The organism is Qipengyuania sp. MTN3-11 (assembly GCF_042851825.1).
Taxonomy (GTDB): Bacteria; Pseudomonadota; Alphaproteobacteria; order Sphingomonadales; family Sphingomonadaceae; genus Qipengyuania.
On record NZ_BTGM01000001.1, the window covers coordinates 653,228 to 676,690 of the forward strand.

Below are 23,463 nucleotides of genomic sequence, written 5' to 3' on the forward strand. Positions count from 1 at the left end.
AAATAGTCGATGAGGCGATTGGTCTTATGCCATTTGACTAAACCGAAGATCGCGCCCACATGTGGCTCATGGTCTTTTCGCAACACATCGACCGACATTTCGCGCACGCAGGTCAGCTGCCCGCACGGGCGCACGCCTCGTCTCGACGGCCGTGATCCGGTCCGGGACGAGGCTCCCGGACGATCTTCAGCCCAGCCGAGATTCTCTTGCGGCTCTCTAGCGAGTTACGAAAAATGACCACTTCCCAAAACGGCCAAAAGCCGATCATTCATGTTATCGATACCGAAGCGGACGCGCTCTACGAACTGGCGATGTCCATCGAGGAGCGCAGTCCGGATGTAGCTGGAAAACTGTGCGAGGAACTGGATCGCGCTAATGTCGTGGCAGCCGAAGACCTGCCTCATGACGTTGTGACCATGCAATCCGAGGTCGAATTCGTCGACGAGCGATCGGGTGACCGGCGCAAGGTTCAACTGGTATGGCCGCGCGATGCGAACCTGGACCAGAACCGTCTCTCCGTGCTGACCCTGGTGGGCGCCGGTCTTATCGGAATGCAAGCCGGTTCTGCGATCAACTGGCCCGACCGTTCTGGTAAGGAACGCTGCCTGCGGATCGTCGAAGTGCGACAGCCGGAAAGGACGGACCGGGCAGCCTAGCTTTGCAGCTCGGCCACTGCACGCTCGAAGTTCGGAGGGTATCTAAGCTCGCAAAGCCAGAGGAGTAGAGCAAATCAGTGTCCGCCGAAGCGTAGCCTTATGCCGCCGTTCAGGATAAATCCTTCGAGAGGTGCCCAGGCATCGACGGTCCACTGCCCGCTTGCGGCGCGTCGCGGCAGTAGCAGCGGATCGTATTTCGTCTGACGCACATCTAGAAGGTTCTCCGCGTTGACGAACAGGCTTACACTCCCGAGGGTGATCTCTCCAAGAATTCCGAGATGCAAATAGGGCCGCGATCGGGTTCGGTAGGGGTTGTCGTCGAGGGCCTGGGTGCCGGTGTAGTAGGCTTCCACCCCGATACGCCCCTTACCGTGCTCCTCCCACATGCCGACCAGGCCCGCGGTGTGCTTAGGCGTGAGTGAGACCTCGCGCCTTCCGATGCCGGACTGATCGGGTTCGCTTGAATCGACGAAGACGTAGCTTCCGGTCACGGTAAAACCGTTCTGCTTGAAGCGCAGCAGAAGCTCGCTCCCGCGCACCCGCGTCATCCCTTCGATATTTACGAGTGCGACCCTGTCGGGCGCGATTTCCGTCAGCCGCGTGGCGTTCTCGATATTCGCGCCGAACAGGGTGACATTGGCTTCCCATGGGCCGTCGGAATATCCCACATCGAGCGAAGCGGTGCGCGCGGTTTCGGCTTCCAGATTGCCCAACGGCTCCAGCCGCGAAAGTCCCGCCGCCTCGATCTCGTCCACGAACGGCGTGGGAGCAAAGAAGCCGCCGCCGAAGGAGCCGCGAATGGTCCAGTTGCCCGGGCGATAGAGCGCGGACAGGCGGGGACTGAATTGCGTGCCGAACTCGCTATGGAAATCGACGCGCGCGCTTGCCGCCAAGGTCAGGTCGAGCGAAGCCTCCTGCTCGATCTGGGCGAAGATGGCGGGCACATCGTAGGTGTAGTCAAATGCCTGGAAGGTATTCGACCGGAAGCCGTCGTGCTGGAAAGCAATCCCGCCGACCCATGAAGTGGCGCCGCTGCTGCCCGCGATCGAAGCCTCGCCGAACAGACTGGTGTGCCGGTCGTCCTCGATCACACCTCCGTATCGGTGCAGATGGTCCTGCTGCATCGCGGAGGCGCGCAGGCTGAGCTCGGCGGCGTCGGAAATCGGCGTCTGGGCGACGATGCCCGCATCGAGCCGCTGCGTGTCCTGTGCCTGCACGTAGGAGGTGCCATCCGGCACGGTGCGACCCGGCAAGGTGCCTCCCAACCGGTCCTCGGCCATCGCGCCGAGCGTGAGGTAAATCGACGATCCGTCGGCTCCCTCCCACTGGAAGCGTAGCCGGGCGGTCACGCGCTCGTAGGCCCCAATGTCGAACCAGCCGTCGTCATCGAGATCCTGTCCGCTCTGTCGGTATGCCCCAGCGGTCAGGGACAGGCCTGCGTTCGAGGCGATCGGCCCGGCGGCATATACGGTCAGGTCCTACCCGTCGCGGGTGGTCGCATTGGCGAGCACCTCGGCTTCGAACTCGTCGCCAGGGCGTTTGGAGATGAGATTGATCACGCCGCCCAATGCCGACGCGCCATAGAGCGCCGAGGCCGATCCCTTGATGACCTCGATCTGCGCCAGATCTGTCGGCGGGATCTGCAACAGGCCGAGCGATGCGGCCTGCCCGCCGTAAAGCGGAACGTTGTCGGCCAGCAGCTGCGTGTAGCGGCCCTCAAGGCCCTGGATGCGGATGTTTGCAGCCCCCAGCGCCGGCGAGGTCACCTGCACGCGCACGCCGCCGGTCTCGTTGACCAGCATGGCGATGTTGCCGGGACGCATGATGGCCTTTTCCTCGATCTCCTCGCCCGCGATCACCTCGACCCGGATTGGCTCGTCCTGTAGGCGCCGCCCGAGCCTGGTGCCCTGGACGATGATGACGTTCTCGCCCTGGTCATCCTCGTGCGCCTCTTCCTCAGGGGCAGTTGCCTGCTGATCGGTATCCTGGGCAAATGCAGGGATAGTCAAAGCCAGCGACGAGGTCGTGCTAAGGAGCAGGCTTGCATACATACCGTTCTTCACAATCAGTCGGTCTTTCTGAAGTAGGTGGTCGATTAAGGTCGCCGCTCAATCCGCGTGCGGATCAAGAATGGCATGAAGGTCGGGCGGCAGTTCCATCGGCGCAAACACGCTGACATTTGACCGGCCGGTATTGCCCAGCGGAAGCCGACCAGTGAGGTTGCCGAGCGGTGCGAGTGCGAGCCGGAACAGCTGGCCAACCACCTCTCGCCAGTCGCGACGGCGCAAAGCCAAGCGCAGCATCTTGCTATGCGTCTCAAGATGCGGCCAGAACCGCGTCTGGGCGAGGATGTGCGCGCGTTCCAGATGGTGCCATGCCATGGCGATCCGTCCCGCACGTTCTGCCTCGTCGGCTGCGCGATATTCCTCTGCGAGAAGGACCGCGAGGCGGTGCGGACTCACGTCAGCCATGGGCCAGCTCCTTTCGGGCTTGCCCAAACACTTCGACGCTGCCCCAGATCGCCAGCCCCGCCATGATCGCTGCCACCAGCAGATCGGGCCATGCCTGGCCGGTGCCGAACACCCCTAGCGCTGCGCCCAGCACCGCGATGTTGCCGATCGCATCGTTACGCGAGCAGATCCACACGGATCGCATGTTGGCATCGCCCTCGCGGTAACCGAACAGCATCAACGCGACGGTCACATTGACCACCAGCGCCAGTGTGCCGATCACGCCCATGGTCTGGGGCTCCGGGTTCGATCCGGCGACGAAGCCGTAGACAGCGTAGCCGATCACCCAAAGGCCGAAAACGAGCATGGTCGCGGCCTTCACGAGCGCGGCCTTAGCCCGCCAGGAAAGCGCGAGGCCCGCAACGCCAAGACTGATTGCGTAGTTGGTCGCATCGCCGAAGAAATCCAGCGCGTCAGCCTGGAGCGCACGGGAATCGGCTGCGACCCCGGCGATGATCTCAACCACGAACATTGTCGCATTCGCGATCAGCGCGATCCAGAGGATAAGGCGCCAGCGCGGATTATTGTGCGCATTGTCATCGGATTCGGGCGTCTGGCAGCACGACTTGCCCATGTCGCTCTCCTTGCAACGTTCGAGTCGCAGAGACATATGCACCTTGTAGCAACTACAAGGTCAAGCGATGCGTATAGGCGAACTGGCAAGGGCCACCGGCACCAAGGCGGAGACGATCCGCTATTACGAGCGCGAGGGCATCCTGCCAGCGGCCGACCGGACCGATAGCAATTATCGCGACTATTCTGACGAACATTTGGCGACGCTCACCTTCGTGCGTCGGGCGCGCGAGCTCGGGTTTAGCATGGCGCAGGTTCGTGAATTGCTAGCCCTGTCCGATCACGACGAAAAGCCATGCCAAGATGTCGACCAGCTGGTTCGGCAGCAACTGGTCGAAGTCGAGCGCAAGATTGCCGATCTCTCCGCGCTCCGCGATGAGCTCGGACAAATGTTGCGATCCTGCCAGGCGGACAAGATCGGCGAATGCCACATCATCGGGAGCCTGGGGCGCCATGCCGTAGCGTGAAGGCCAAATGGACGTCCCCTCTTGGGCGTATCAGGCAAGGAATGGAACGGCCGAAATTAGGGCGCGAAGGCGCCGTTGCGCACGGCGCAATCGACGGCGACGCGATCAAGAGCAGGTTGTGCCCGCCTGCGGCGGCGATCTCCAGCGCGCGCTTGGCGGTCTCCTGACCCTTCACCTGCTTGAGGTCGGGGCCAGGCGCGGCGGTTTCGATTTCTCCCGATTCGGGCGGCGGCAGCTGCGCGCTACCCTTGAGATGGTTGAGCAGCGCCACCAGGTCCGGGGCCGCGATCACCGGCACGTCGCTCGCCCATTTCGCTTCCGAACCCTGCGCGCGCGGACAGATTAGCCCCGCCTCCATCTCGCTCGCATGCAGCGCGGCGAGCAGCACCCCGGGGCTCGGCACCACCCGGCCGTCGAGCGCCAGCTCGCCCACCGCGATCCAGTCGGTGAGTTGCTCGGCATCGGTCACGCCCATGCTGGCGAGCAGCGCGAGCGCCACCGGCAGATCGTAATGCGAGCCCTCCTTGGGCAGGTCGGCGGGCGAAAGGTTGATGGTGATCCGCTTGGGCGGCAGCGCCAGGCCCATGGCGGAAAGCGCGGCGCGCACCCGCTCCTTGCTCTCGCCCACCGCCTTGTCGGCAAGCCCGACGATGTTGAACTTGGGGAGGCCGGGCGCGATCGAGCACTGCACCTCCACGGCGCGCGCCTCGAGCCCGAGATAGGCCACCGTTCTCACCAGCGCGACCATGCTGTCCCCCGCTCTGTTTTCCGCCCCTTGGAGCCAGCCTTGTGGCCGCTGGTTTCGTCAGTGTCGAGAGGCGCTTGCCGTTCGACAGGACCGGGGAAGGTAGCAGGGTTAGCGCGCCGTTAGGCACGGCAGTTGGCAATCGGGAAACCGGGTCGGCGCCAGCATCGTATCCATGCTCCGATTCGCCACTCTCATCCTCGCTGCGCTGGCGTCCCTTCTCGCCGCGCCCGCCGCCGCCCAAAGCTTCGCGCTGGTCTCCATGCCGGTGGTCTACGTTCACAAGCCGGTGGTGCAGCAGGTCCATCGCGGTCGTGCGGGCGCCCCGGCGGACAGGGCTGGCGCGGTCTATGTTCCGGCGGCCCTCACCATCGCCCCCACCTTCGCCGCCGTGCCCACCGACCTGCCGAAATGGCGCGCGCCGACCAGCGACACGACCCGCTTCGTCACCGCCCACCGACCTCCGGTGTCCTACGGCGCGGTGCGCTACGGGCCGTTCCAGGTGATCGACGGCAGTCGTGCGGCGCTGGTGGGAGAGACCGATGCCGACAGCCCGCGCTGGTTCGGGGCGTTGCTGCGCGATCATCCCGGGCTTGCCCGGATCGAGATGATCGAATGCCCCGGAACGCTCGACGACCGGGCGAACATGCGGCTCGGCCGGATGATTCGCGCCGCGGGGCTCGCCACCCATGTCCCGGCCCGGGGATCGGTCCGCTCGGGCGCGGTCGAGCTCTTCCTTGCCGGAACCCGCCGCTCGATCGCCGACGGTGCCGAGTTCGCCGTTCATTCGTGGCGCGACGCCTATGGCCGCGAGGCGGGCGACTATGCAGCGGACGCACCGGAAAACCGCGCCTATCTCGACTATTATGCCGAGATGGGTATGACGCCCCACCAGGCGCGCGCCTTCTACGATTTCACCAATTCGGTGCCGCATCACCGGGCCCTGTGGCTCGATGCGCAAGACATGCGTCCGTGGATCGCCCCCGGGGCACGGACGCGGGATGCAGCGGCACCGAACCCCGTTTCCGCGACCCCGCCGCGGATCGCCTACGCCAGCTTGACCTGAACCTGGCTCTGGCGTAAGGGCGCGTCTGCAAACGGTCGCCTGCCTTCCAGGCGGCCCTTTTTATTTGGCGCGGCGCCGTGATCATTCGGTGCCGCCCGGCAACAGATTAGACTTGAGGACGATCCGATGAAGCGGACTTTCCAGCCTTCGAACCTCGTGCGCGCCCGTCGCCACGGCTTCTTCGCGCGCAAGGCGACCCCGGGTGGCCGCAAGGTCCTCCGCGCCCGCCGCAAGCGCGGTCGCAAGAACCTTTGTGCGTAAGCGCAACGGCTGAACCCACCAGACCCGCGGTGCTCACCCGCCGCGCCGATTTTCTCGCCGCCAACCGGGGTCTGCGCAACGCAGGGCCCGGTTTCGTGCTGCTGACCCATCCCAATGGCGGCCAGGGCGTCCGCTACGGCATCACCGTCACCAGGAAGATCGGCAACGCCGTCGTCCGCAACCGCATGAAGCGGCGCTTCCGCGAATTGCTGCGCGCTGCACTTCCCGCGCGCGGTCTTGCCGATACCGATCACGTCCTGATCGGCCGCGACGGCGGGATCGAGCGCGACTTCGCCCGGCTGGCCGAGGAACTCGACCGCGCACTTGCGCGAGCGGGCGAGGGGCGGGGCGATCCGCGCCGGGGCCGCGGCCGACGCGGGAGCCCGAAACGCACATGAAGCGCCCGCTGATCTGGATCGCCAAAGCCTGGCAATGGGGGCCAAGCGCGGTTCTTCCCCCGACCTGCCGCTATGCCCCGTCCTGTTCCCAATACGCGATCGAGGCGCTCGAGAAGCACGGTGCAATCAAGGGTGGATGGCTGGCGCTGAAACGTATAGGGCGCTGCCACCCCTGGGGCGGGCATGGCTGGGATCCGGTGCCGTGACGGCGCACTGTCTTGCTATTCCAACACACCGCCCCACATAGGCCGACACGACAAGAACGACGGAACCCGTCTTGAACAACCAGCGCAATCTCCTGCTCGCCGTGGTGCTGTCCGCCCTGCTCCTGCTCGGCTGGGACGCGGCGGTCGGCTATCTCTATCCCGCTCCGCCCGAAAGCGCGGCCGTCGAAGGATTGGCGGACACGCCCGGCGAGATGGCCGCGGTCACGGGGGCCGACAGCGGAGCGCTGGAGCCGGGCACCGGCGTGGTCGCCCCGGTCGATGTCGAAACCGCGCTGGCCGGCGGCAACCGCGTGCGGATCGACGCGCCCCGGGTCGCCGGCTCGATCGATCTCGCCACCGGCACCGTCGACGACATCGTGCTCAAGGATTACCGCGAAAGCACCGCCGAGGATTCCGATTTCGTCCGCCTGTTCTCGCCGGAAGGCACGCCGGGACAGAACTTCGCCCAGTTCGGCTTCCTCGCCAATGGCGAGCGGGCGGAGGGCGGCGCCTGGCAGGCAGACGGCGCGGTGCTGAGCCCCGAGACACCCGTCACCCTGCGCAAGCGCGGCGAGAACGGGCTGGTCTATACCGTGCGCCTGTCGATCGACGACGAATACATGATCACCGCCGAGCAGCGAGTGGACAACACGGGCGAAGGCGCCGCGGTGGTCCAGCCCTTCGCGCTGATCAACCGCACCAGCCGCACCGCCACGCCCTCCACCTGGATCGCCCATTCCGGCCCGGTCGGCGTCTTCGACGATGCCGCCAGCTACGACTGGGATTACGACGACGTCGCCGAGGAAGGCACGGTCACGCCTGAGGGCCGCGCGGCCTGGCTCGGCTTCACCGACAGCTACTGGCTCTCCGCCCTCGTTCCCGGCGGCGGGGCGGCCGACACCGCCTTTCGCTCGCTCGGCAACGACGATTTCCGCGCCGACGTCATCTACGATCCGACCACGCTCGCCGGCGGCCGCGCGCTGGAGCGCGAGACGCGTCTGTTCGTCGGCGCCAAGGAGAGCGTGGTCCTCGACCAGTATCAGGACGCCGGGATCAGCCAGTTCGGTCTGGCGATATCCTGGGGCTGGTTCTGGTTCATCGAGAAGCCGCTGCTGTGGCTGTTGCGCAATCTGTTCGAATTGGTGGGCAATTTCGGCGTCGCGATCATCCTGTTGACGGTGATCGTGCGCGCCTTCGTCTTCCCCATCGCCCAGCGCGGCTTCGCCTCGATGGCGGCGATGAAGGCGATCCAGCCCGACATGAAGAAGATCCAGGAGCGCTACAAGGACGACAAGGTCAAGGCGCAGCAGGAGATCCAGAAGCTGTTCAAGGATCAGGGGGTCAATCCGCTCGCGGGCTGTCTGCCGATGCTGCTGCAGATCCCGATCTTCTTCGCGCTCTACAAGGTGCTGATCCTGGCGGTGGAGATGCGCCACCGCGAATTCCTCTACATCAAGGACCTGTCGGCCCCCGATCCGGCGACCATCCTCAACCTCTTCGGCCTGTTGCCCTTCGATCCGCCGGGCTTCCTCTCGATCGGCGTGCTCGCGGTGATGCTCGGTTTCACCATGTGGCTGACCTTCAAGCTCAACCCGAGCGCGATGGACCCGATCCAGCAGCAGATCTTCAACATCATGCCCTGGGTGCTGATGTTCGTGATGGCGCCCTTCGCCGCCGGCCTGCTGCTCTACTGGAACACCAGCAACATCCTGACGCTGGCGCAGCAGAAATACCTCTACTCCAAGCATCCGGGCATGCGCGCGATGATCGAGAAGGAACGCGAGGAAAAGGCGCGCGCGCACGAGAAGGCCAAGGCCGAGGCGGCCAAGGGGTGAACGAGGACGAGGTCCGCGCGGAACTGGAAGCGCGCGCCGCCCGGCTGTTCTCGGGTCGGGTGGAATTCCTGCTTTCCGCTCCGCAGCTCAAGTTCCTGCCCGAACCGACTGTGCCCGAGATCGCCTTCTGCGGGCGGTCCAACGTCGGCAAGTCCTCGCTGCTCAACGCCATCACCGGCAGAAAGGCGATCGCCCGCGCTTCGGTGACACCGGGCCGCACGCAGGAGCTTAACTTCTTCGAGGTCGGGGAGCCGACGCTGTTCCGGCTGGTCGACATGCCCGGCTACGGCTTCGCCAAGGCCCCGATCAAGGTGGTCGAGCGGTGGAAGGCGCTGGTGAAGACCTATCTGCGCGGTCGCGCGGTGCTCGAACGCACGCTGGTGCTGGTCGATGCCCGCCACGGCCTCAAGGATGTCGATCGCGAGATGATGAAAATGCTCGACGAGGCGGCGGTCACCTATCGTGTGGTCCTCACCAAGGCCGACAAATTGAAGGCGAGCGATCTGGCCAAGACGGTCGAGCGCACCGAGGCCGAGGCCAAGAAGCACGTCGCGGCCTATCCTCAGATACACGTCACCAGCAGCGAGAAGGGCATGGGCATCGCCGGTCTGCGCGCTGCCGTGCTGGCCGATACGGGGGTATGAAGGAACCGGTCGCCGGCGGTCACGCAATCCGAAAGGTCAGAACCGGTAGCGGACGCTTGCGCGGACCTGAAGCGGCTCGACCGGATGGAAGTGGCGATCTTCGACGCCGGCCGTTTCCGAGGCCAGCCGCGATTCGTAGAAATAGGTGATATCCGCGTCCCGCGCGTCGAAGAGGTTGAAGATTTCGGCGCCCAAGACCAGCGGGCCGGTCTTCCAGTATCCGCCGAGATTGACCAGCGTCGTCGGATCCGAGGTGACGGATCCATCCTCGATCAGGGGCGCGCTTCCGAAATGCCGCAATTGCGCGGTGAAGGTCAGTGCATCGCTGGCATTCACCGTCATGCCGCCGGACACGACCTCGGGCACGGCACCTGGAATCTCGCGCTGTCCCCTGGGCGGGCCGATGAACCTCGCATCGGTGCGGGCATAGACGGCATCGATCACCAGCCAGGGTGTCGGTTGCCAGAACAGCGTGGCTTCGACACCGTATCGCTGCGACCCGTCGTTGGGCTCGGTCGCCCCGCCGTCGCCGACGAAGACCAGTTCGGAATCGAGTTCCAGCCAGAACCCGACGAGCGATGCGTTGAAACGTCCGCGCTCGATGCGCGCGCCCAGTTCCGCCCCATCGGACCGGGCGAAGACCGGCACGCGGTCCGCGGGTGCCAGGGAAACCGGGTCGAGCGTGATGGTCGCGCCGCGCACGTCGTTGGAATGGAAGGATTGCCCGTAGCTCGCGTAGAGCTCGAGGCTGTCCAGCACGGCCCAGGCGAGGCCGCCGTTGGGCGCCAGCAGGCCATCGTCCCCGTCTCCCGAATTCGCGGCGAGGTCCGAGCTCACGTCGTAGAAGATGTGATCGTAGCGCAGCCCCGCGAAGGCGCGCAGTCCCGGAAGGAGAGCGGCTTGCGCCGAAACATAGCCGGCGACCAGCGTTTCATCGACCGCATCGAGGCGCACGGCGTCGGTGGCGACGGCATCCACGCTCCGGAACAGGCCGGTCCGGGAGATGTCGTCGTGGCGAAGATCGCCACCGATCGTCAGATCCACACGATCGAGATCGAAAGTATGTGACACCGATCCCCCCATGGTGGTCCGTTCGTCGACCTGGACGAATTCGTCGCCCTCGACAGGGTCCTCGAGGAAATAGGTGAAGTTCGAGACGAGGCGGAAATCGTGATGGGTCAGGTACAGGTCGACGGCGGTGTCGCCGATCGTCGCATTCGCCACGGCGCCGAAGCGCGTCATGCGTCCGCCCAGATCGTCGTCAATAAACCCGAAACGGTCGATCAGCCCGCTTGCGACCGCGCGTTCGGGCACCTGATCGGTCGATGTCCAGCGCGCATCGTAGGCGTTGAATTGCACCGAATAGCGCGCCGCGCCGCTCTCTCCCGAATATTTAACCAATCCGACGAAGCGCTCGAGATCCTCTTCCAGCACCCACGGGCCGTCATAGGACTGAGCTTCCGCGGCGATCAGTATGTCGCCGCTTCCGGCCTTCGCGCTCCCGCCCGCGACCCCTCTCAGGAAACCGAACTCGCCGATTTCCACTTCGGCAAAGGGCGCGAGCACGTCGACCGTGGTGAAGGCAATTGTACCGGCGGACGAGAAGTCGCCGACGTCGGCGAAATAGGGGCCCTTGCGGAAATCGATCCGCTCGATCGTTTCGGGGATCAGGAAATTGAAGTCGAGATAGCCTTGGCCCTGCCCGTGGGTCGGCATGTTGATCGGCACGCCATCGACGAAACCGGCGAAGTCCGTTCCGTGATCGAGATTGAACCCGCGCAGGAAATACTGGTTCGCCTTGCCACTGCCCGAATGCTGGGTGGCGATGACGCCGGGCACGTTCTCGACCAGCTCGCCGGTCCGGGAGATCGGCAGGTTGTCGAAATCGGCGTATCCGACCGTGCCCTGCGATCCGGTCTGCGCGATCCCGATCTGATCGAGCGCACGGCCGTAGACGATAATTTCCTGTTCGCCCTCGTCGGAGGCGTTCCGTACCGTCGGCAGGTCTTGCGCCAGGTCGGCGGCTTCCTGTGCGACGCTCAGACCCGGCGTACCCAGCAAGGCGAGGGATACCGCGCATGACACAGGCTTCGGCTTCCGCAGCTTCACTTCGATCGGCCCCCAATCCCGCAATCGATCACGAAACGGAAAAGCGAGGCGCAATCGAAAGCCCCGTCCCCCCGTCCGGATATGCCCCGGCACGACGGCAGTGAAAAGTGCCTAAATCGAAGCTTGCGCCGCCCGATCAGCCTGCCGGAAAGCCGCTCTTCGTCCGATTGGCAATCGCGACGAGCGAAAGCATGACCGGGACCTCGACGAGGACCCCGACCACCGTCGCCAGAGCGGCGCCGCTGCCCAGTCCGAACAGACCGATCGCCACCGCCACGGCGAGTTCGAAGAAATTCGACGTGCCGATGAGCGCGCAGGGTGCGGCGACCGCGTGGGGCACTTTCCAGGCCTTGGCCCATCCGTATGCAATCAGAAATATTCCGTAGCTCTGGATGACGATTGGGACCGCGATCAGTGCGATCAACAGAGGACGCGCGACGATCGCCTCCGCCTGAAAGCCGAACAGCAGAAGGACGGTCAGGAGCAAGCCGATGATAGAGAGCGGCTTGATGCGTCCCGTGAAAGCGGAAACCGCCGCTTCGTCGCCGCCATGTGTCGCCAACAGCCGATGACGCACGATGGCTCCGGCGGCGAGGGGCAAGACGACATAGAGCGCTATCGACAGCAGCAGCGTTTCCCATGGCACGGCGATGTCGGTCACGCCGAGCAACAGCGCGACAAGAGGCGCGAAAGCGACGATCATGATGAGGTCGTTCGCCGCGACCTGCACCAGCGTATAGGCCGGATCGCCTTTCGTGAGCTGCGACCATACGAAGACCATGGCGGTACAGGGGGCTGCGCCCAGCAGGATCAGGCCGGCGATATATTGCTGGGCATCGGCAGGCGCGATGAGGTCGGCGAAGACGATTTCGAAGAACAGCACGCCCAGCGCGGCCATGGTGAAGGGCTTGACGAGCCAGTTCACGACCAGCGTGATGACGAGACCTTTGGGCTTGCCGCCAACGCGCCGGATGGCCCCGAAATCGACGGCCACCATCATCGGAAAGATCATCGCCCAGATCAGGACCGCGACGATCAGATTGACGGAGGCGAATTCGACGGCCGCGAGCGATGCGAGCATCCCCGGTGCCAGATTTCCAAGCGCGATCCCCGCCAGGATGGCCGCGGCCACCCATACCGATAGCCATTTCTCGAACAGGCCCAACCCCGCGGCGCGGGCGTCGATGTCGACAGCAGCGGCGCTCATTCCCGGTCCGCCTCGTGGCCGATGGTCTCGAGCCGTTTGCCAAGAGCGATCTGACCAAGACTGGTCATGGGCAGTGCCAGCATCAGGTCGATGCGTCGTTTCAGCATCCGGAATGCATCGAGGAAAGCGGCCGCCTTTTCTGCATTGCTGCCCTCGACGGCTGCCGGATCGGGAATCCCCCAGTGCGCCGAGGTCGGGCGACCCGGCCACACCGGACAGCTTTCGGCTGCCGCGCTGTCGCAGACGGTGAAGATCAGGTCGAATTCCGGTCCCTCGGCAAACGCGGTCCAGCTTTTCGACCGGTAACCCTGTACCGGGTACCCCAACGTCTTCAGCGTATGGATCGCCCAGGGATTGACCGTGCCGGTTGGCTGGCTTCCCGCGCTGTAGGCCCGGAACCGTCCGCCACCATCGTGATTGAGGATTGCTTCGCCGAGTATCGAGCGAGCGGAATTGCCTGTGCAAAGGAACAAAGCGTTGAGCGGCCGATCTGCCATGGGATGCCTCAGCAACCGGACGTCTTGGCGAGGGCCTGCGGCGAAGCATAGGTCGCGCTCTCGCAGGAAATTCCGCCGCAGCAGTTTTCGCTGAGATAGCTCATCAGATCGTTCATCGCGGCATAATCCGCCGAATAGATGATCGACCTGCTTTCGCGCCGCTGGGTGACCAGACCGGCGTTGGCGAGCTGGGCCAGATGAAAGCTCAGCGAGGATGGCGGAACGTCCAGTTTCTCCGCAAGCATGCCCGCAGCCAGGCCCTGCTCGCCGGCCTGCACCAGCATGCGGAACGCCGCGAGGCGATGCTCCTGGGCCAAAGCCGAAAGGGCGCGGATCACGCGATCGGATTGCATGAATTACTCCGATGATTCGATAAGTATCGAATTATGGAATTGTCGTGTTCCTGTCAATCCTTCGGACTCTGAAGAAACACGTCAGGTTCGGCCCGCTACCGCGCGAACAGCATCGAATCGTCGGCGAAGGCCTTGATCTCCAGCGCGTTGCCGGCGGGGTCGCGGAAGAACATCGTCGCCTGTTCGCCGGGCTGGCCCGCGAAGCGGATCGTCGGCGGGATCGCGAAGTCGGTGCCGGCGGCGCGGAGGCGGTCCGCTAGCGCCTCCCAGTCCGGCATCGTCAGCACCACGCCGAAATGCGGCACCGGCACGCCGTGGCCGTCGACATGGTTGCTGGCCCGGTCCCCCGCCTGCCCCGGGGCCAGATGCGCGACGATCTGGTGGCCGTAGAAGTCGAAATCGACCCATTCCTCGGACGAGCGGCCCTCGGCGCAGCCCATCGCCTCGCCATAGAAGCGCCGCGCGGCGGCAAGATCGTCGACGGGGAAGGCGAGATGGAAGGGGCGCAGGCTCATGGTGCCGCGATAGCTCGCGCCGGAGCGTTTTCCTACAGGCCATCGCGCGTGGCAGACCGGTGCCATGACTATCCCGACGCCCTCCGATGCGCGCCGTGAATTCGAGCGGCTCCTGCAGGAACTGGAAGCTGCGTATTCGATCCCTGGACCGTGTAACACCTGTAACACCGTTCAGCGTCGACAGCGCCGGGATGAACGCCTAGGGCGCGGTTCGAACCACGGGGGCAGCGCCATGAAGCTGATCATCGGCAACAAGAACTACTCGAGCTGGAGCCTGCGCGCCTGGCTCGCGGCCAAGCAGTCGGGCCTCGCATTCGAGGAGATCGTCGTGCCGATGGGCGGCGAGGCGTGGGACGAGCTTGCGGCCGGCAATCTCGATGCCGCGGGCGGCGGGACCCAGCCTTCGCATGGCAAGGTGCCGATCCTGTGGGACGGCGAGGCGGTGGTGTGGGACAGCCTGGCGATCCTCGAATACCTCGCCGACAAGGTCGGGCGCGAGCGCTTCTGGCCCAAGGACGAGATCGCCCGGGGCATGGCCCGCGCGCTGGCCGCGGAAATGCACTCGAGCTTCGTCGCGCTGCGCTCGGAATGCCCGATGAACGTGCGCCGCAAGTTCGACGGGTTCGCGCCTTCCGATCCCTGCCGCGCGGACATCCTGCGCATCCTCGGCCTGTGGGCGGAGGCGCGCAGCCGGTTCGGCGGCGGCGGGCCGTTCCTGTTCGGCACCTTTGGCGCGGCGGACGTGTTCTACGCCCCCGTCGTCAGCCGTTTCATCAGCTATCAGATCGCCGTCCCCGGCTTTGCCGCCGCCTACATGCAGGCGGTGTGGGAACACGAATGGATGCAGGGCTGGATCGCGGCCTCGGAGAACGAAGAGTGGGTCATCGAACAATACGAAAGCGCGCCGGCGGTCTGATCGCCGCCGCCCTGGCGCTCCTCGCACTGGCGGTGCCGCTCCCGGCGTCGGCCTGGGGCTTCTACGCGCATACGGTCACGGCGGACATCGCCGAGGCCAATGTGCGCCCGCAAACGCGCGCCGGGATCGCCCGGCTGCTGCGCGCCGCGCCGCTGCTGGGCACGCCGGACTGCCCGCTCGCGACCATCCAGGATGCCGCGGTCTGGCCCGATTGCATCCGCGGCGAGGGCTGGCGCTGGGGCTACACCGCCGCCTGGCACTACCAGACCGAGCCGATCACCGAGGAATACTCCGATCGCAAGAACTGCTCGGGCGGCAATTGCGTCAGCGCGCAGGTGACCCGCAACCTGCGCATCCTAGCCGACGAGAGCCTGCCTGATCCGGTGCGGCTGCAGGCGCTGGCCTTCTTCGTCCACTTCGCCGGCGACATCCACATGCCGCTCCATTCGGGCGACCTCGAGGATCGCGGCGGCAACGACCGGACGGTGGCCTACGGGATCGCGCCGGGGCTCAACCTCCACTGGATCTGGGACGGTCCGCTCGCCGAACGCGCGATCAGCGCGGCGCGGCCGGGTCTGGTGCGGGTCTACACGGCGGCCGAACGCGCCGCTCTGGGCGGCGGTGGCCCGGCGGACTGGGGCCGCGAGAGCTGGGAGACCGCGCGCGACTTCGTCTATCCCAACGCCTTCGACTGCCGCCCCTGCCTCGAGGTGCCGGAGGAGACCGCGTTGACGCAGGAGGACATCGTCGTGGCGATTCCGGTGGCGGAGCGGCGCGTGACCCAGGCGGGGCTGCGCATCGCCGAGGGGCTCGACGCCGCCTTCGCGCCGGGGCCGCTGCCCGGGGAAGACTAGGCGGGCCGCGTCGTGTCGTACCGCGCGCCGTCCTTGCGGGCATACCCTTGCGCATCGAAGGTGAGGTCGATGTCGGGATACTCGCCCGAATCGGCAGCGCGGTCCCCCGCGCCGATGGCCACGAAGACGCAGGGCGCGTCCGAGCGGTTGTGCAGCCGGTGGCCGTTCCGAACCCCCGCGGGCCAGGCGAGGACGTCGCCGGGGCGCACCGCGGTCTCGCCGGCATCCTCGATCAGCACCGCCTCGCCGGCGATCATCACCACCAGCTCGTCCTCCTCGCGGTGCCAGTGACGCTGCGAGGAATAGGCTCCGGGCTCCAGCGTGACGTGGCTCGCGCCGAGCTTCGTCAATCCGGCGACCGGCGCGAGGCGGCGATACCAGCGCCCCTGAACGTCCGCGTCGTAGGGCGGGGGATAGCCGGTGGCGTTGGTCTGCGGAATGGCATCGAGATCGAGCTTGGGCATCGGCGAACTCTCCTGCTAGCGCGCGCTGTATGACCGACGTTCTCGACCTCGCCAAGCGACTGATCGCCGCGCCCAGCGTCACTCCGGCCAGGGGTGCGGTGTTCGATGCGATGGAGGCGATGCTGGCCCCGCTCGGCTTCGAAGTGACTCGCTTCACCCGCGGTGACGGCGAGGAGGGCAGCGACGAGGAGCCGGTCGAGAACCTCTTCGCCATCCGCAGCGGCCCGCCAGGATCGCGGCACTTCGCCTTCGCCGGCCATCTCGACGTGGTGCCGCCGGGTGCCGGTTGGAGCAGCGAGGCGTTCGATCCCGAAGTGCGCGCGAGTCCCGGGGGCGATCTGCTCTACGGCCGCGGCGCGGTCGACATGAAGGGGGCGATCGCTTGCATGGTCGCTGCCGTTGCCGAAGTGCCGGCCGAGGCCGGAACGGTGAGCCTCATCATCACCGGCGACGAGGAAGGCCCCGCGCTCCACGGCACCCGCGCCTTGATCGACTGGATGCGCGAGCACGGCGAGAGACCCGACCTGTGCCTGGTGGGCGAGCCCACGTCGGTGAACCGGCTGGGCGACATGATGAAGATCGGCCGGCGCGGTTCGGTCAACATCTGGCTGGAAGTGCAGGGGACGCAGGGCCACGTCGCCTATCCGCACCTCGCCGACAATCCGATCCCCGCGCTGGTGCGCATCCTCGCCGAACTCGACGCGCTGGAGCTGGACCGGGGCACGGACTGGTTCCAGCCGAGCAATCTCGAGATGACCGAGATCGACATTCCAAACCGCGCGCACAACGTCATTCCCGCCACCGCCCGGGCGCGCATCTCGATCCGCTTCAACGACACGCATTCCGGTGCCTCGCTGTCCGAGAGGGTCGTCGCCATCGCCGAAAAGCACGGCGGCACGGCGCTGCCGATCGTCAGTGGCGAACCCTTCCTGACCCCGCCGGGCACCTTCAGCGCCATCATCGCCGAGGCGGTCAAGGCCGAGACCGGGATCGATCCCGAACCCTCGACCACCGGCGGCACGTCGGACGCGCGCTTCCTGCGCAGCCTGTGCCCGGTGATCGAATTCGGCCTGGTCAACGCCACCATGCACAAGACCGACGAGGCGGTGGCGGTGGCTGACCTTTATGCGCTAAGCCGCATCTACGCACACGTCGCCCGGGCGGCATTGGCGCAAGTCTAGGCGCACAGAAAGGGGGGACGGGAACACCAATGACCAGCCAGGACACCGCGGAAATCGCCGCAGAAGGTAGCTCCGCCGACTACGGCAAGCTCCAGTGGCGCATCCTGCTGGGCTTCGTGCTCGGCCTCGCATCGGGCCTGCTGGTCTACACCTTCGCCCGCGATGCCGCCTGGGTCGAGAGCGTGGTGGCCTACGTTACCAACCCGATCGGGCAGATCTTCCTGCGCCTGCTGTTCATGCTGGTGATCCCGCTCCTCTTCAGCGCGCTGGTGGTCGGCATCGCCGAAATGGGCGAGGCGCGCTCGCTGGGCCGGGTGGGTCTCAAGACGCTGGGTTACACCGTTGTCGTCTCGTCGATCGCCGTGGTGATCTCGCTGGCGCTGGTGAACCTCATCCGCCCCGGCGACGGCATCGATCCTGCCGCCGCGCAGGAACTGCTCGAACAGGGCGCGGAAGGCGCTTCGAGCATCGTCGCGGCGAGCGCCGAGAGCGAGGCCGGGGTCAACCAGGTCGTGGCGATCGTGCCGAACAACATCGTCGAGGCGATGTCTTCGAACGACATCCTCGCGGTGATGTTCTTCGCGCTGTTCTTCGGGATCGGCCTGCTGCTGGTGAAGACCCCCAAGAGCGGCGTGCTCAAGGATGCGATCGAGGGCGTGTTCGAAGTGGCGATGAAGCTGATCGGCTTCGTCATCCAGCTCGCCCCGATCGCGATCTTCTGCTTCATGTTCAATCTCACCGCGCAGTTCGGCTGGGACTTGCTCTTCAAGCTCGCGGCCTTCGTCGGCGTGGTGCTGCTGGCGCTCGGCATCCAGATGTTCGGCGTCTTCCCGATGATCCTGAAATTCGTCGCGAAGAAGAGCCCGCTCGCCTTCTTCCGCCAGACGCGCGAGGCGAGCGTGATGGCGTTCTCCACCGCCAGCTCCAACGCCACCTTGCCCACCGCGCTGCGAGTTGCCGACAACGAACTCGGCCTGCCCCGCCGCATCGCCCGCTTCGTCCTCACCATCGGCGCGACCGCCAACCAGAACGGCACCGCCATGTTCGAAGGGGTGACGGTGCTGTTCCTCGCCCAGTTCTTCGGCATCGAGCTGTCGCTGATGGACCAAGCCTTCGTGATGCTGATCTGCATCCTCGCCGGCATCGGCACCGCAGGCGTCCCCGGCGGCTCGCTCCCGGTGATCGCGCTGATCCTGGTGGGCGTGGGTGTCGATCCGGCAGGCATCGGCCTGATCCTCGGCGTCGACCGCTTCCTCGACATGTGCCGCACGACGCTCAACGTGGTCGGCGACTTGGTGGCGGCGCAGACGATCTCGACGCTGTCGCCGGAAATGGCGGAGGAGGGGGAGGCGATGTCGGCGCGGAGGGACGAACCGTGAACCAAACACGGCGCGCCGATGGCAGCGCGGGGGATGTCGACTACGCCAAGATCGGTGGCACCTACAGCCGCTTCCGTCAGCCCGATCCCGCCATCGCGGCGCAGATCAACCGCGCCTTGGGCAATGCGAGAGCCGTGTTGAACGTCGGTGCGGGAGCAGGGTCCTACGAACCGGCGGACCGGGATGTTACGGCAGTGGAACCATCGGCCTCCATGCGGGCCCAACGTCCGCCTCATCTCGCTGTCGCGATCGACGCGGTAGCCGAGGATCTGCCTTTCGAAGACGACAGTTTTGACGCCTCAATGGCATCGGTCACGGTTCATCAGTGGTCGGACCTCGAGAGAGGGCTGGCCGAGATGCGAAGGGTTACGCGCGGTCCCGTCGTTCTGCTTGTCTGCGATCCGGCGTCGATGATGGACTACTGGCTCAGCGACTACATCCCCGAGGTAAGGGAAATGGAGGCGAAGCGCTTCCCCCCGATCGAGCGCATCACGGCGGCGCTGGGCGGGTCGGTCACGGTCGACCCCGTACCGGTTCCCCTGGATTGCAAGGACGGCTTCAATGAGGCCTATTACGGCCGACCCGAAGCGTTTCTGGATGCGGACGCGCGATTGGCATGTTCGAGTTGGAGCCTTGTGCCCGAAGCCGCGGTCGAGCGTTTCGTCCGGCATTTGTCGGACGATCTGGAAAGCGGTCGCTGGGATCGGAAATTTGGCCATCTGCGTTCGCAGCCCTTTTTCAATGGGCCGCTGCGACTGGTCATCTCCCAGGCGACCTAGAGGTCGTCCCGTCGATACTTGCGAAGTCCGTCATCCGTCTCGCAAGTGGGCACGGATTACCGCCCCCTCGGCCTCTCCAGCACCTTCTTCCGGTAGCTGCATAGGTTGACCACCGGGCAGCGCCAGCATTCGGGAGTGCGGGCCTTGCAGACGTAGCGGCCGTGCAGGATCAGCCAGTGATGCGCGTGGAGGCGGAAGGGCTGGGGGACGCGCTTTTCCAGCTTGGCTTCGACAGCTTCCGGCGTCTTGCCCTTGGCAAGGCCGGTGCGATTGGCGACGCGCAATATGTGGGTGTCGACCGCGAAGGTCTCCTGCCCGAACCAGCAATTGAGCACGACGTTGGCGGTCTTGCGGCCCACGCCGGGCAGGCGGACGAGGTCCTCGCGGGTGGCCGGCACCTCTCCGCCGTATTCGTCCACCAGCAAGTGCGAGAGCGCGATGACGTTCTTGGCCTTGGAATTGAACAAGCCGATGGTCTTGATGTGGTCCTTCAGACCCTCCTCGCCCAGCGCGAGCATCTGCTGCGGCGTCTCGACTTCGGCGAACAGCGTCCGCGTAGCCTTGTTCACTCCGACATCGGTCGCCTGCGCGGATAGCGCCACCGCCACCACCAGCTGGTAGGCATTGCCGTATTCGAGCTCGGTCTCGGGTGCCGGGTTGTCCTCCGCCAGCCGGCGGAAGAATTCGAAGATCTGGTCCTTGGTCATCGTCTCTCAGGGCCGGGAAATCTGGTCCGGCGTCCCCTGCATCTCTTCGACCGCCCTGGCCAGTGCCTCGCGCCGGCGCTGCATGGCGTCGGAAAAGGCGGCAGCGAAGATGCCGGTCGGCAGCGCCACAAGCAGCACCCCGCCGACCGCGACGAAGGCCCCGATGAAGCGCCCGGCGGTGGTGATCGGATAGGCGTCGCCATAGCCCACCGTGGTCAGCGTGATCACCGCCCACCACAGCGCGCGCGGGATGCTGCCGAAGGAATCGGGCTGGATGCGCCCCTCGACCCAATAGAGCCCGGTCGCGCCGATCAGCATCAGCACGAAGGCCAGCGTGGCGCAAACCAGCAGATCGTAGCTGCGCTCCCTCAGCGCCCCGCCGATCTCGCGCATCGCCGCGGAGAAGCGCCCGAACTTCAGGATCGAGACGATCCGCAGCAGGCGCACGAGGCGCAGTACCGCGGCATTGGCGACGAACATCGGGGCGAGGCTGACGATCACCACCGCAAGGTCGATCAGGCCGATGGGCGAGAGCATGAAGCGCAGCCGCTTGCCCCAGGCCGAGCCCGGTCCCTCGCGTTCGGGGGCGGCGTAGACCCGTCCGAGGTATTCGAGCAGGAAGACCGCGCCGAAGACCATTTCCGCTATCAGGATTTCGGAACGCCACGGCTCGTGGATCGCCGGCTCGGTCGCAATCACGGCGATGCCGAGCGCGCCGAGGATGGTCCAGATCAGGAAGATGTTGAGCCCGGTCAGCTTGCCGTCGGGCCACGATCCGATCGCCAGTTGCCGGTGGAGTTGGGCGCGCAGGGTCACCGGCAGGCCTACAGCGCCAGCACGTCGTTCATCGTGTAGCGGCCCGGTTCGCGGCCGATCAGCCATTCGGCGGCCCGCAGGGCTCCGCGGGCGAAGATATCCCGGTCCTCGGCATGATGCGTCAGCGCGATCCGCTCCTGCTCCCCGGCGAGGATGACGCTGTGTTCGCCGGCGACCGTGCCGCCGCGCAGCGCCGCGAATCCGATGGTGCCGCGCTCGCGGGCACCGGTCTGCCCGTCTCGCCCGCGTTCGGAATTCTCCGCGAGGTCGATTCCGCGCCCGCGCGCCGCCGCCTCGCCCAGCAGCAACGCCGTGCCGCTCGGCGCATCGACCTTCATCCGGTGGTGCATCTCGGTGATCTCGATATCCCAGTCCGGCCCCAGCCGCCGCGCCGCCTCCTCGACCAGATGCGCCAGCAACGTGACGCCGAGCGAGGTGTTGCCGGTCTGCAGGATCGGCACCGCGCGCGCCGCCTCGTCGATCGCCTGATGGTTCTCTTCGCTCAGCCCGGTGGTGCCGATCACCGCCGGGATGCCCGCGCCGATGGCCGCGTGGAGCGTGGCCGCGAGGGCGCCGGGCGAGGAAAAGTCGATCAGCACGTCGCTGCCGTCCGCCAGCCGCGCGACATCCTCGCCGCGGTCGACGCCGCCGGCCCATTCGTGATCCGTCTCGCCGAGCAGGGCCGCGATCGCCTGCCCCATGCGGCCTTCGCCGCCGATGATGCCGATGCGCGCCATTGCTTCTCCCTGCTCGCTCGTGCTTCATGGCCTCCATGGGCGATATTCGCAACATCGTGGTCCTCACCGGAGCCGGGATCAGCGCGGAAAGCGGGATCGACACCTTTCGGGATGCCGGCGGCCTGTGGGAGCAGCACCGGGTCGAGGATGTGGCGACGCCGGAAGGTTTCGCCCGCGATCCCGATCTGGTGCTGCGCTTCTACGACATGCGCCGCGCCGCGCTGACGAAGGTCGAGCCCAACGCCGCGCACCGCGCGCTGGCGCGGCTGGATGCGACGTTTGCGCAGGGCGATCGGGGCGACCTGCTGATCGTCACCCAGAACGTCGACGATCTGCACGAGCGCGCCGGGGCGAAGCGGGTGCTGCACATGCACGGCGAATTGCTGAGCGCATTGTGCGCGAACTGCGCCGCACGGGAACGGTTCGCGGGGACCATGCTCGATAGGCCGAATTGCAGCGCTTGCGGTGTGGCTGCGCTGCGCCCCGATGTCGTCTGGTTCGGCGAGATGCCTTACCAGATGGAGCGTATCTATTCCGCGCTCGCAAACGCCGATCTCTTCGTGAGCATCGGCACCTCGGGCGCGGTCTACCCCGCTGCCGGCTTCGTGCAGGAGGCTGCCGCGCATGGTGCGAGGACGCTCGAGCTCAATCTCGATCCGAGCGAAGGCTCGCGCTGGTTCGACGAACACCGCCACGGTCCGGCGGGCGCGCTGGTGCCCGCATGGGTGGACGAGGTGCTAGCCGGCTGAGCCGCCGCAGGCCTTGCAGGCGGGATCCTTCGGGATGGCGAAGCTGCGCATGGCGGGCGCGAGCCCGTCGAGCAGATGGACGCGGCCCCATTGCGGATCGCCCAGGCTGGCGACGCCATCGAGAAGCACGCGCACCGCCTGCATCGCCGCAAAGCTGCCGACCCAGCCGGCCATTGCGCCGAGCATGCCGTCTTCGGCGCAGCTGTCGCAATCGTCCGCATCGAAGGCATCGCCCACGAAGCAGCGGTAGCACGCCTGGTCGGGAAGGTGCCCGGCGAAGGCGCCGACCTGCCCCTGGAAGCGGCCGACCGCGGCCGAGAGCAGCGGCACTGCCTCGGCGACGCAGGCATCGGAGACAGCGAGCCGCGTGGCGAAATTGTCGGTCCCGTCGAGAACCAGATCGGCCTCGCCGATGAGCGCGCCGGCGTTCTCAGTCGCGATCCGCGCGTCGCTGATGGTCACGTTCAGTTGCCGGTCGAAATCGGCGCACCACTGGCGCGCGGCGACCGCCTTGCCGTGGCCGATGTCGCGTTCGGTGTAGATGGTCTGACGCTGGAGGTTGGTGAGCTCGACATCGCCATCGTCGATCAGGGTCAGCTGCCCGATCCCGGCCCCGGCGAGGTATTGGAGCGCGGGCGAGCCGATGCCGCCGAGCCCGACCAGCGCGACATGCCCCTCGGCCAGCGCGAATTGCCCGGCCCCGCCGATCTCGGGGATGACGATATGCCGGGCGAACCGGTCGAGGCGCTCGGGCGAGAAAGCCATGGAAAACCCGTTGGCAGGCTGTGCACCGCCTGTCGACAGGACCGTGGACAGCCCTGTCGATCAGCGGTGCAGGA

Annotated in this window: 28 protein-coding genes and 1 pseudogene; 14 read left to right on the forward strand and 15 right to left on the reverse strand. The window is 66.2% G+C overall.

Going from position 1 to position 23,463, the window contains the following annotated elements; all coding sequences use genetic code 11:
• The first annotated feature begins 233 nt into the window (after positions 1–233).
• Entirely contained in the window at positions 234–656 is a 423-nt protein-coding gene (rnk, locus tag ACGHN1_RS03150) for a nucleoside diphosphate kinase regulator (RefSeq protein ID WP_390548245.1), read from the forward strand.
• A 74-nt stretch (positions 657–730) separates the two neighbouring features.
• Here rnk and ACGHN1_RS03155 read toward each other — a convergent pair whose 3' ends face one another.
• From ACGHN1_RS03155 to ACGHN1_RS03170, 4 genes are all read right to left on the reverse strand, one after another.
• Positions 731–2,131, reverse strand: coding sequence for a TonB-dependent receptor plug domain-containing protein (locus tag ACGHN1_RS03155; RefSeq protein ID WP_390549749.1), 1,401 nt, complete (start codon positions 2,129–2,131; stop codon positions 731–733).
• 3 nt (positions 2,132–2,134) lie between these two features.
• On the reverse strand, positions 2,135–2,665 hold the full coding sequence (locus ACGHN1_RS03160; RefSeq protein WP_390548247.1) for a TonB-dependent receptor plug domain-containing protein: 531 nt from the start codon (positions 2,663–2,665) through the stop codon (positions 2,135–2,137).
• A gap of 99 nt (positions 2,666–2,764) precedes the next feature.
• The gene (locus ACGHN1_RS03165; protein WP_390548248.1) at positions 2,765–3,127 is read right to left on the reverse strand and encodes a DUF3703 domain-containing protein; all 363 of its coding nucleotides are present in this window, start codon (positions 3,125–3,127) and stop codon (positions 2,765–2,767) included.
• Positions 3,120–3,740 carry a cation transporter gene (locus ACGHN1_RS03170; protein WP_390549751.1) on the reverse strand — a complete coding sequence of 207 codons (621 nt, stop codon included), beginning with the start codon at positions 3,738–3,740 and terminating at the stop codon, positions 3,120–3,122. The genes ACGHN1_RS03165 and ACGHN1_RS03170 overlap by 8 nt, the downstream gene beginning before the upstream one ends.
• Before the next feature lie 67 nt (positions 3,741–3,807).
• Between ACGHN1_RS03170 and ACGHN1_RS03175 the strand changes: the two genes are divergently transcribed.
• Positions 3,808–4,206, forward strand: coding sequence for a helix-turn-helix domain-containing protein (locus ACGHN1_RS03175; RefSeq protein WP_390548250.1), 399 nt, complete (start codon positions 3,808–3,810; stop codon positions 4,204–4,206).
• A 58-nt stretch (positions 4,207–4,264) separates the two neighbouring features.
• Here the strand turns inward: ACGHN1_RS03175 and ACGHN1_RS03180 are convergent.
• A pseudogene (locus tag ACGHN1_RS03180) lies at positions 4,265–4,954 on the reverse strand (magnesium chelatase domain-containing protein); the annotation flags it as partial.
• A 172-nt stretch (positions 4,955–5,126) separates the two neighbouring features.
• On the opposite strand from ACGHN1_RS03180, the gene ACGHN1_RS03185 reads away from it, so the two are divergent.
• The 6 genes from ACGHN1_RS03185 to yihA all read left to right on the forward strand — a co-directional run bounded on the left by ACGHN1_RS03185 (position 5,127) and on the right by yihA (position 9,361).
• Entirely contained in the window at positions 5,127–6,017 is an 891-nt protein-coding gene (locus ACGHN1_RS03185; protein ID WP_390548252.1) for an alpha/beta hydrolase, read from the forward strand.
• A 126-nt stretch (positions 6,018–6,143) separates the two neighbouring features.
• Positions 6,144–6,278: a 50S ribosomal protein L34 gene (rpmH, locus tag ACGHN1_RS03190; protein ID WP_067678623.1), complete on the forward strand. Its 135-nt coding sequence runs from the start codon at positions 6,144–6,146 to the stop codon at positions 6,276–6,278.
• A 29-nt stretch (positions 6,279–6,307) separates the two neighbouring features.
• Entirely contained in the window at positions 6,308–6,676 is a 369-nt protein-coding gene (rnpA, locus tag ACGHN1_RS03195; protein WP_390548254.1) for a ribonuclease P protein component, read from the forward strand.
• Positions 6,673–6,882 (forward strand): membrane protein insertion efficiency factor YidD, encoded by a 210-nt coding sequence (yidD, locus tag ACGHN1_RS03200; RefSeq protein ID WP_390548256.1) that lies wholly within the window; start codon positions 6,673–6,675, stop codon positions 6,880–6,882. The genes rnpA and yidD overlap by 4 nt, the downstream gene beginning before the upstream one ends.
• Before the next feature lie 71 nt (positions 6,883–6,953).
• Positions 6,954–8,717, forward strand: a complete 1,764-nt coding sequence (gene yidC / locus ACGHN1_RS03205; RefSeq protein ID WP_390548258.1) for a membrane protein insertase YidC — start codon at positions 6,954–6,956, stop codon at positions 8,715–8,717.
• Positions 8,714–9,361, forward strand: a complete 648-nt coding sequence (gene yihA / locus ACGHN1_RS03210) for a ribosome biogenesis GTP-binding protein YihA/YsxC (protein ID WP_390548260.1) — start codon at positions 8,714–8,716, stop codon at positions 9,359–9,361. Before yidC ends, yihA begins: the two co-directional genes overlap by 4 nt.
• A 36-nt stretch (positions 9,362–9,397) precedes the next feature.
• Here the strand turns inward: yihA and ACGHN1_RS03215 are convergent, their stop codons facing one another.
• The 5 genes from ACGHN1_RS03215 to ACGHN1_RS03235 all read right to left on the reverse strand — a co-directional run bounded on the left by ACGHN1_RS03215 (position 9,398) and on the right by ACGHN1_RS03235 (position 14,042).
• Positions 9,398–11,422, reverse strand: coding sequence for a TonB-dependent receptor (locus ACGHN1_RS03215; protein ID WP_390548262.1), 2,025 nt, complete (start codon positions 11,420–11,422; stop codon positions 9,398–9,400).
• A gap of 184 nt (positions 11,423–11,606) precedes the next feature.
• The gene (gene arsB / locus ACGHN1_RS03220; RefSeq protein WP_390548263.1) at positions 11,607–12,677 is read right to left on the reverse strand and encodes an ACR3 family arsenite efflux transporter; all 1,071 of its coding nucleotides are present in this window, start codon (positions 12,675–12,677) and stop codon (positions 11,607–11,609) included.
• The gene (locus ACGHN1_RS03225) at positions 12,674–13,174 is read right to left on the reverse strand and encodes an arsenate reductase ArsC (RefSeq protein ID WP_390548265.1); all 501 of its coding nucleotides are present in this window, start codon (positions 13,172–13,174) and stop codon (positions 12,674–12,676) included. Before ACGHN1_RS03225 ends, arsB begins: the two co-directional genes overlap by 4 nt.
• An 8-nt stretch (positions 13,175–13,182) precedes the next feature.
• Entirely contained in the window at positions 13,183–13,527 is a 345-nt protein-coding gene (locus tag ACGHN1_RS03230; RefSeq protein WP_390548267.1) for an ArsR/SmtB family transcription factor, read from the reverse strand.
• A gap of 95 nt (positions 13,528–13,622) precedes the next feature.
• Positions 13,623–14,042: a VOC family protein gene (locus tag ACGHN1_RS03235; RefSeq protein WP_390548269.1), complete on the reverse strand. Its 420-nt coding sequence runs from the start codon at positions 14,040–14,042 to the stop codon at positions 13,623–13,625.
• Positions 14,043–14,274: 232 nt separating this feature from the next.
• Between ACGHN1_RS03235 and ACGHN1_RS03240 the strand changes: the two genes are divergently transcribed.
• Positions 14,275–14,958, forward strand: a complete 684-nt coding sequence (locus tag ACGHN1_RS03240; RefSeq protein ID WP_390548271.1) for a glutathione S-transferase family protein — start codon at positions 14,275–14,277, stop codon at positions 14,956–14,958.
• Positions 14,919–15,812 carry a S1/P1 nuclease gene (locus tag ACGHN1_RS03245; RefSeq protein ID WP_390548273.1) on the forward strand — a complete coding sequence of 298 codons (894 nt, stop codon included), beginning with the start codon at positions 14,919–14,921 and terminating at the stop codon, positions 15,810–15,812. The genes ACGHN1_RS03240 and ACGHN1_RS03245 overlap by 40 nt, the downstream gene beginning before the upstream one ends.
• Here ACGHN1_RS03245 and ACGHN1_RS03250 read toward each other — a convergent pair.
• Positions 15,809–16,276, reverse strand: a complete 468-nt coding sequence (locus ACGHN1_RS03250; RefSeq protein ID WP_390548275.1) for a cupin domain-containing protein — start codon at positions 16,274–16,276, stop codon at positions 15,809–15,811. The genes ACGHN1_RS03245 and ACGHN1_RS03250 overlap by 4 nt on opposite strands.
• Before the next feature lie 29 nt (positions 16,277–16,305).
• On the opposite strand from ACGHN1_RS03250, the gene dapE reads away from it, so the two are divergent.
• Genes dapE through ACGHN1_RS03265 form a run of 3 tightly spaced genes read left to right on the forward strand, consistent with a single transcriptional unit; the run spans position 16,306 to position 19,615 of the window.
• On the forward strand, positions 16,306–17,457 hold the full coding sequence (gene dapE, locus ACGHN1_RS03255; RefSeq protein WP_390548277.1) for a succinyl-diaminopimelate desuccinylase: 1,152 nt from the start codon (positions 16,306–16,308) through the stop codon (positions 17,455–17,457).
• 29 nt (positions 17,458–17,486) lie between these two features.
• Entirely contained in the window at positions 17,487–18,836 is a 1,350-nt protein-coding gene (locus ACGHN1_RS03260; protein ID WP_390548279.1) for a dicarboxylate/amino acid:cation symporter, read from the forward strand.
• Positions 18,833–19,615, forward strand: a complete 783-nt coding sequence (locus ACGHN1_RS03265) for a class I SAM-dependent methyltransferase (protein ID WP_390548280.1) — start codon at positions 18,833–18,835, stop codon at positions 19,613–19,615. Before ACGHN1_RS03260 ends, ACGHN1_RS03265 begins: the two co-directional genes overlap by 4 nt.
• Before the next feature lie 56 nt (positions 19,616–19,671).
• Here the strand turns inward: ACGHN1_RS03265 and nth are convergent, their stop codons facing one another.
• From nth to dapB, 3 genes are read right to left on the reverse strand one after another with little or no spacing between them, the layout of a single operon-like run.
• The gene (gene nth / locus ACGHN1_RS03270; RefSeq protein WP_390548282.1) at positions 19,672–20,322 is read right to left on the reverse strand and encodes an endonuclease III; all 651 of its coding nucleotides are present in this window, start codon (positions 20,320–20,322) and stop codon (positions 19,672–19,674) included.
• Positions 20,323–20,328: 6 nt separating this feature from the next.
• Entirely contained in the window at positions 20,329–21,138 is an 810-nt protein-coding gene (locus tag ACGHN1_RS03275; RefSeq protein WP_390548284.1) for an ion transporter, read from the reverse strand.
• 8 nt (positions 21,139–21,146) lie between these two features.
• Positions 21,147–21,875 carry a 4-hydroxy-tetrahydrodipicolinate reductase gene (gene dapB / locus ACGHN1_RS03280; RefSeq protein WP_390548286.1) on the reverse strand — a complete coding sequence of 243 codons (729 nt, stop codon included), beginning with the start codon at positions 21,873–21,875 and terminating at the stop codon, positions 21,147–21,149.
• A gap of 35 nt (positions 21,876–21,910) precedes the next feature.
• Here dapB and ACGHN1_RS03285 point away from each other — a divergent pair, with 35 nt between their 5' ends.
• A complete protein-coding gene (locus tag ACGHN1_RS03285; RefSeq protein WP_390548287.1) occupies positions 21,911–22,624 on the forward strand; it encodes an NAD-dependent deacylase in 714 nt (237 codons plus the stop codon).
• Here ACGHN1_RS03285 and ACGHN1_RS03290 read toward each other — a convergent pair.
• Positions 22,613–23,389, reverse strand: a complete 777-nt coding sequence (locus ACGHN1_RS03290; RefSeq protein WP_390548289.1) for a HesA/MoeB/ThiF family protein — start codon at positions 23,387–23,389, stop codon at positions 22,613–22,615. The two genes, ACGHN1_RS03285 and ACGHN1_RS03290, sit on opposite strands and share 12 nt — an antisense overlap.
• Positions 23,390–23,463: the final 74 nt, after the last annotated feature.

What these genes read in the sequence shown, in the direction of transcription:
- yidD (WP_390548256.1), top strand. Translation starts at nt 6,673, where the DNA reads ATGAAGCGCCCGCTGATCTGGATCGCCAAAGCCTGGCAATGGGGGCCA.
- nth (WP_390548282.1), bottom strand. Translation starts at nt 20,322, where the DNA reads ATGACCAAGGACCAGATCTTCGAATTCTTCCGCCGGCTGGCGGAGGAC.
- ACGHN1_RS03290 (WP_390548289.1), bottom strand. Translation starts at nt 23,389, where the DNA reads ATGGCTTTCTCGCCCGAGCGCCTCGACCGGTTCGCCCGGCATATCGTC.
- ACGHN1_RS03225 (WP_390548265.1), bottom strand. Translation starts at nt 13,174, where the DNA reads ATGGCAGATCGGCCGCTCAACGCTTTGTTCCTTTGCACAGGCAATTCC.
- dapE (WP_390548277.1), top strand. Translation starts at nt 16,306, where the DNA reads ATGACCGACGTTCTCGACCTCGCCAAGCGACTGATCGCCGCGCCCAGC.
- rpmH (WP_067678623.1), top strand. Translation starts at nt 6,144, where the DNA reads ATGAAGCGGACTTTCCAGCCTTCGAACCTCGTGCGCGCCCGTCGCCAC.
- ACGHN1_RS03235 (WP_390548269.1), bottom strand. Translation starts at nt 14,042, where the DNA reads ATGAGCCTGCGCCCCTTCCATCTCGCCTTCCCCGTCGACGATCTTGCC.
- ACGHN1_RS03250 (WP_390548275.1), bottom strand. Translation starts at nt 16,276, where the DNA reads ATGCCCAAGCTCGATCTCGATGCCATTCCGCAGACCAACGCCACCGGC.
- ACGHN1_RS03260 (WP_390548279.1), top strand. Translation starts at nt 17,487, where the DNA reads ATGACCAGCCAGGACACCGCGGAAATCGCCGCAGAAGGTAGCTCCGCC.
- arsB (WP_390548263.1), bottom strand. Translation starts at nt 12,677, where the DNA reads ATGAGCGCCGCTGCTGTCGACATCGACGCCCGCGCCGCGGGGTTGGGC.
- dapB (WP_390548286.1), bottom strand. Translation starts at nt 21,875, where the DNA reads ATGGCGCGCATCGGCATCATCGGCGGCGAAGGCCGCATGGGGCAGGCG.
- ACGHN1_RS03185 (WP_390548252.1), top strand. Translation starts at nt 5,127, where the DNA reads ATGCTCCGATTCGCCACTCTCATCCTCGCTGCGCTGGCGTCCCTTCTC.
- ACGHN1_RS03285 (WP_390548287.1), top strand. Translation starts at nt 21,911, where the DNA reads ATGGGCGATATTCGCAACATCGTGGTCCTCACCGGAGCCGGGATCAGC.
- ACGHN1_RS03165 (WP_390548248.1), bottom strand. Translation starts at nt 3,127, where the DNA reads ATGGCTGACGTGAGTCCGCACCGCCTCGCGGTCCTTCTCGCAGAGGAA.
- rnk (WP_390548245.1), top strand. Translation starts at nt 234, where the DNA reads ATGACCACTTCCCAAAACGGCCAAAAGCCGATCATTCATGTTATCGAT.
- ACGHN1_RS03175 (WP_390548250.1), top strand. Translation starts at nt 3,808, where the DNA reads ATGCGTATAGGCGAACTGGCAAGGGCCACCGGCACCAAGGCGGAGACG.
- ACGHN1_RS03170 (WP_390549751.1), bottom strand. Translation starts at nt 3,740, where the DNA reads ATGGGCAAGTCGTGCTGCCAGACGCCCGAATCCGATGACAATGCGCAC.
- ACGHN1_RS03240 (WP_390548271.1), top strand. Translation starts at nt 14,275, where the DNA reads ATGAAGCTGATCATCGGCAACAAGAACTACTCGAGCTGGAGCCTGCGC.
- ACGHN1_RS03230 (WP_390548267.1), bottom strand. Translation starts at nt 13,527, where the DNA reads ATGCAATCCGATCGCGTGATCCGCGCCCTTTCGGCTTTGGCCCAGGAG.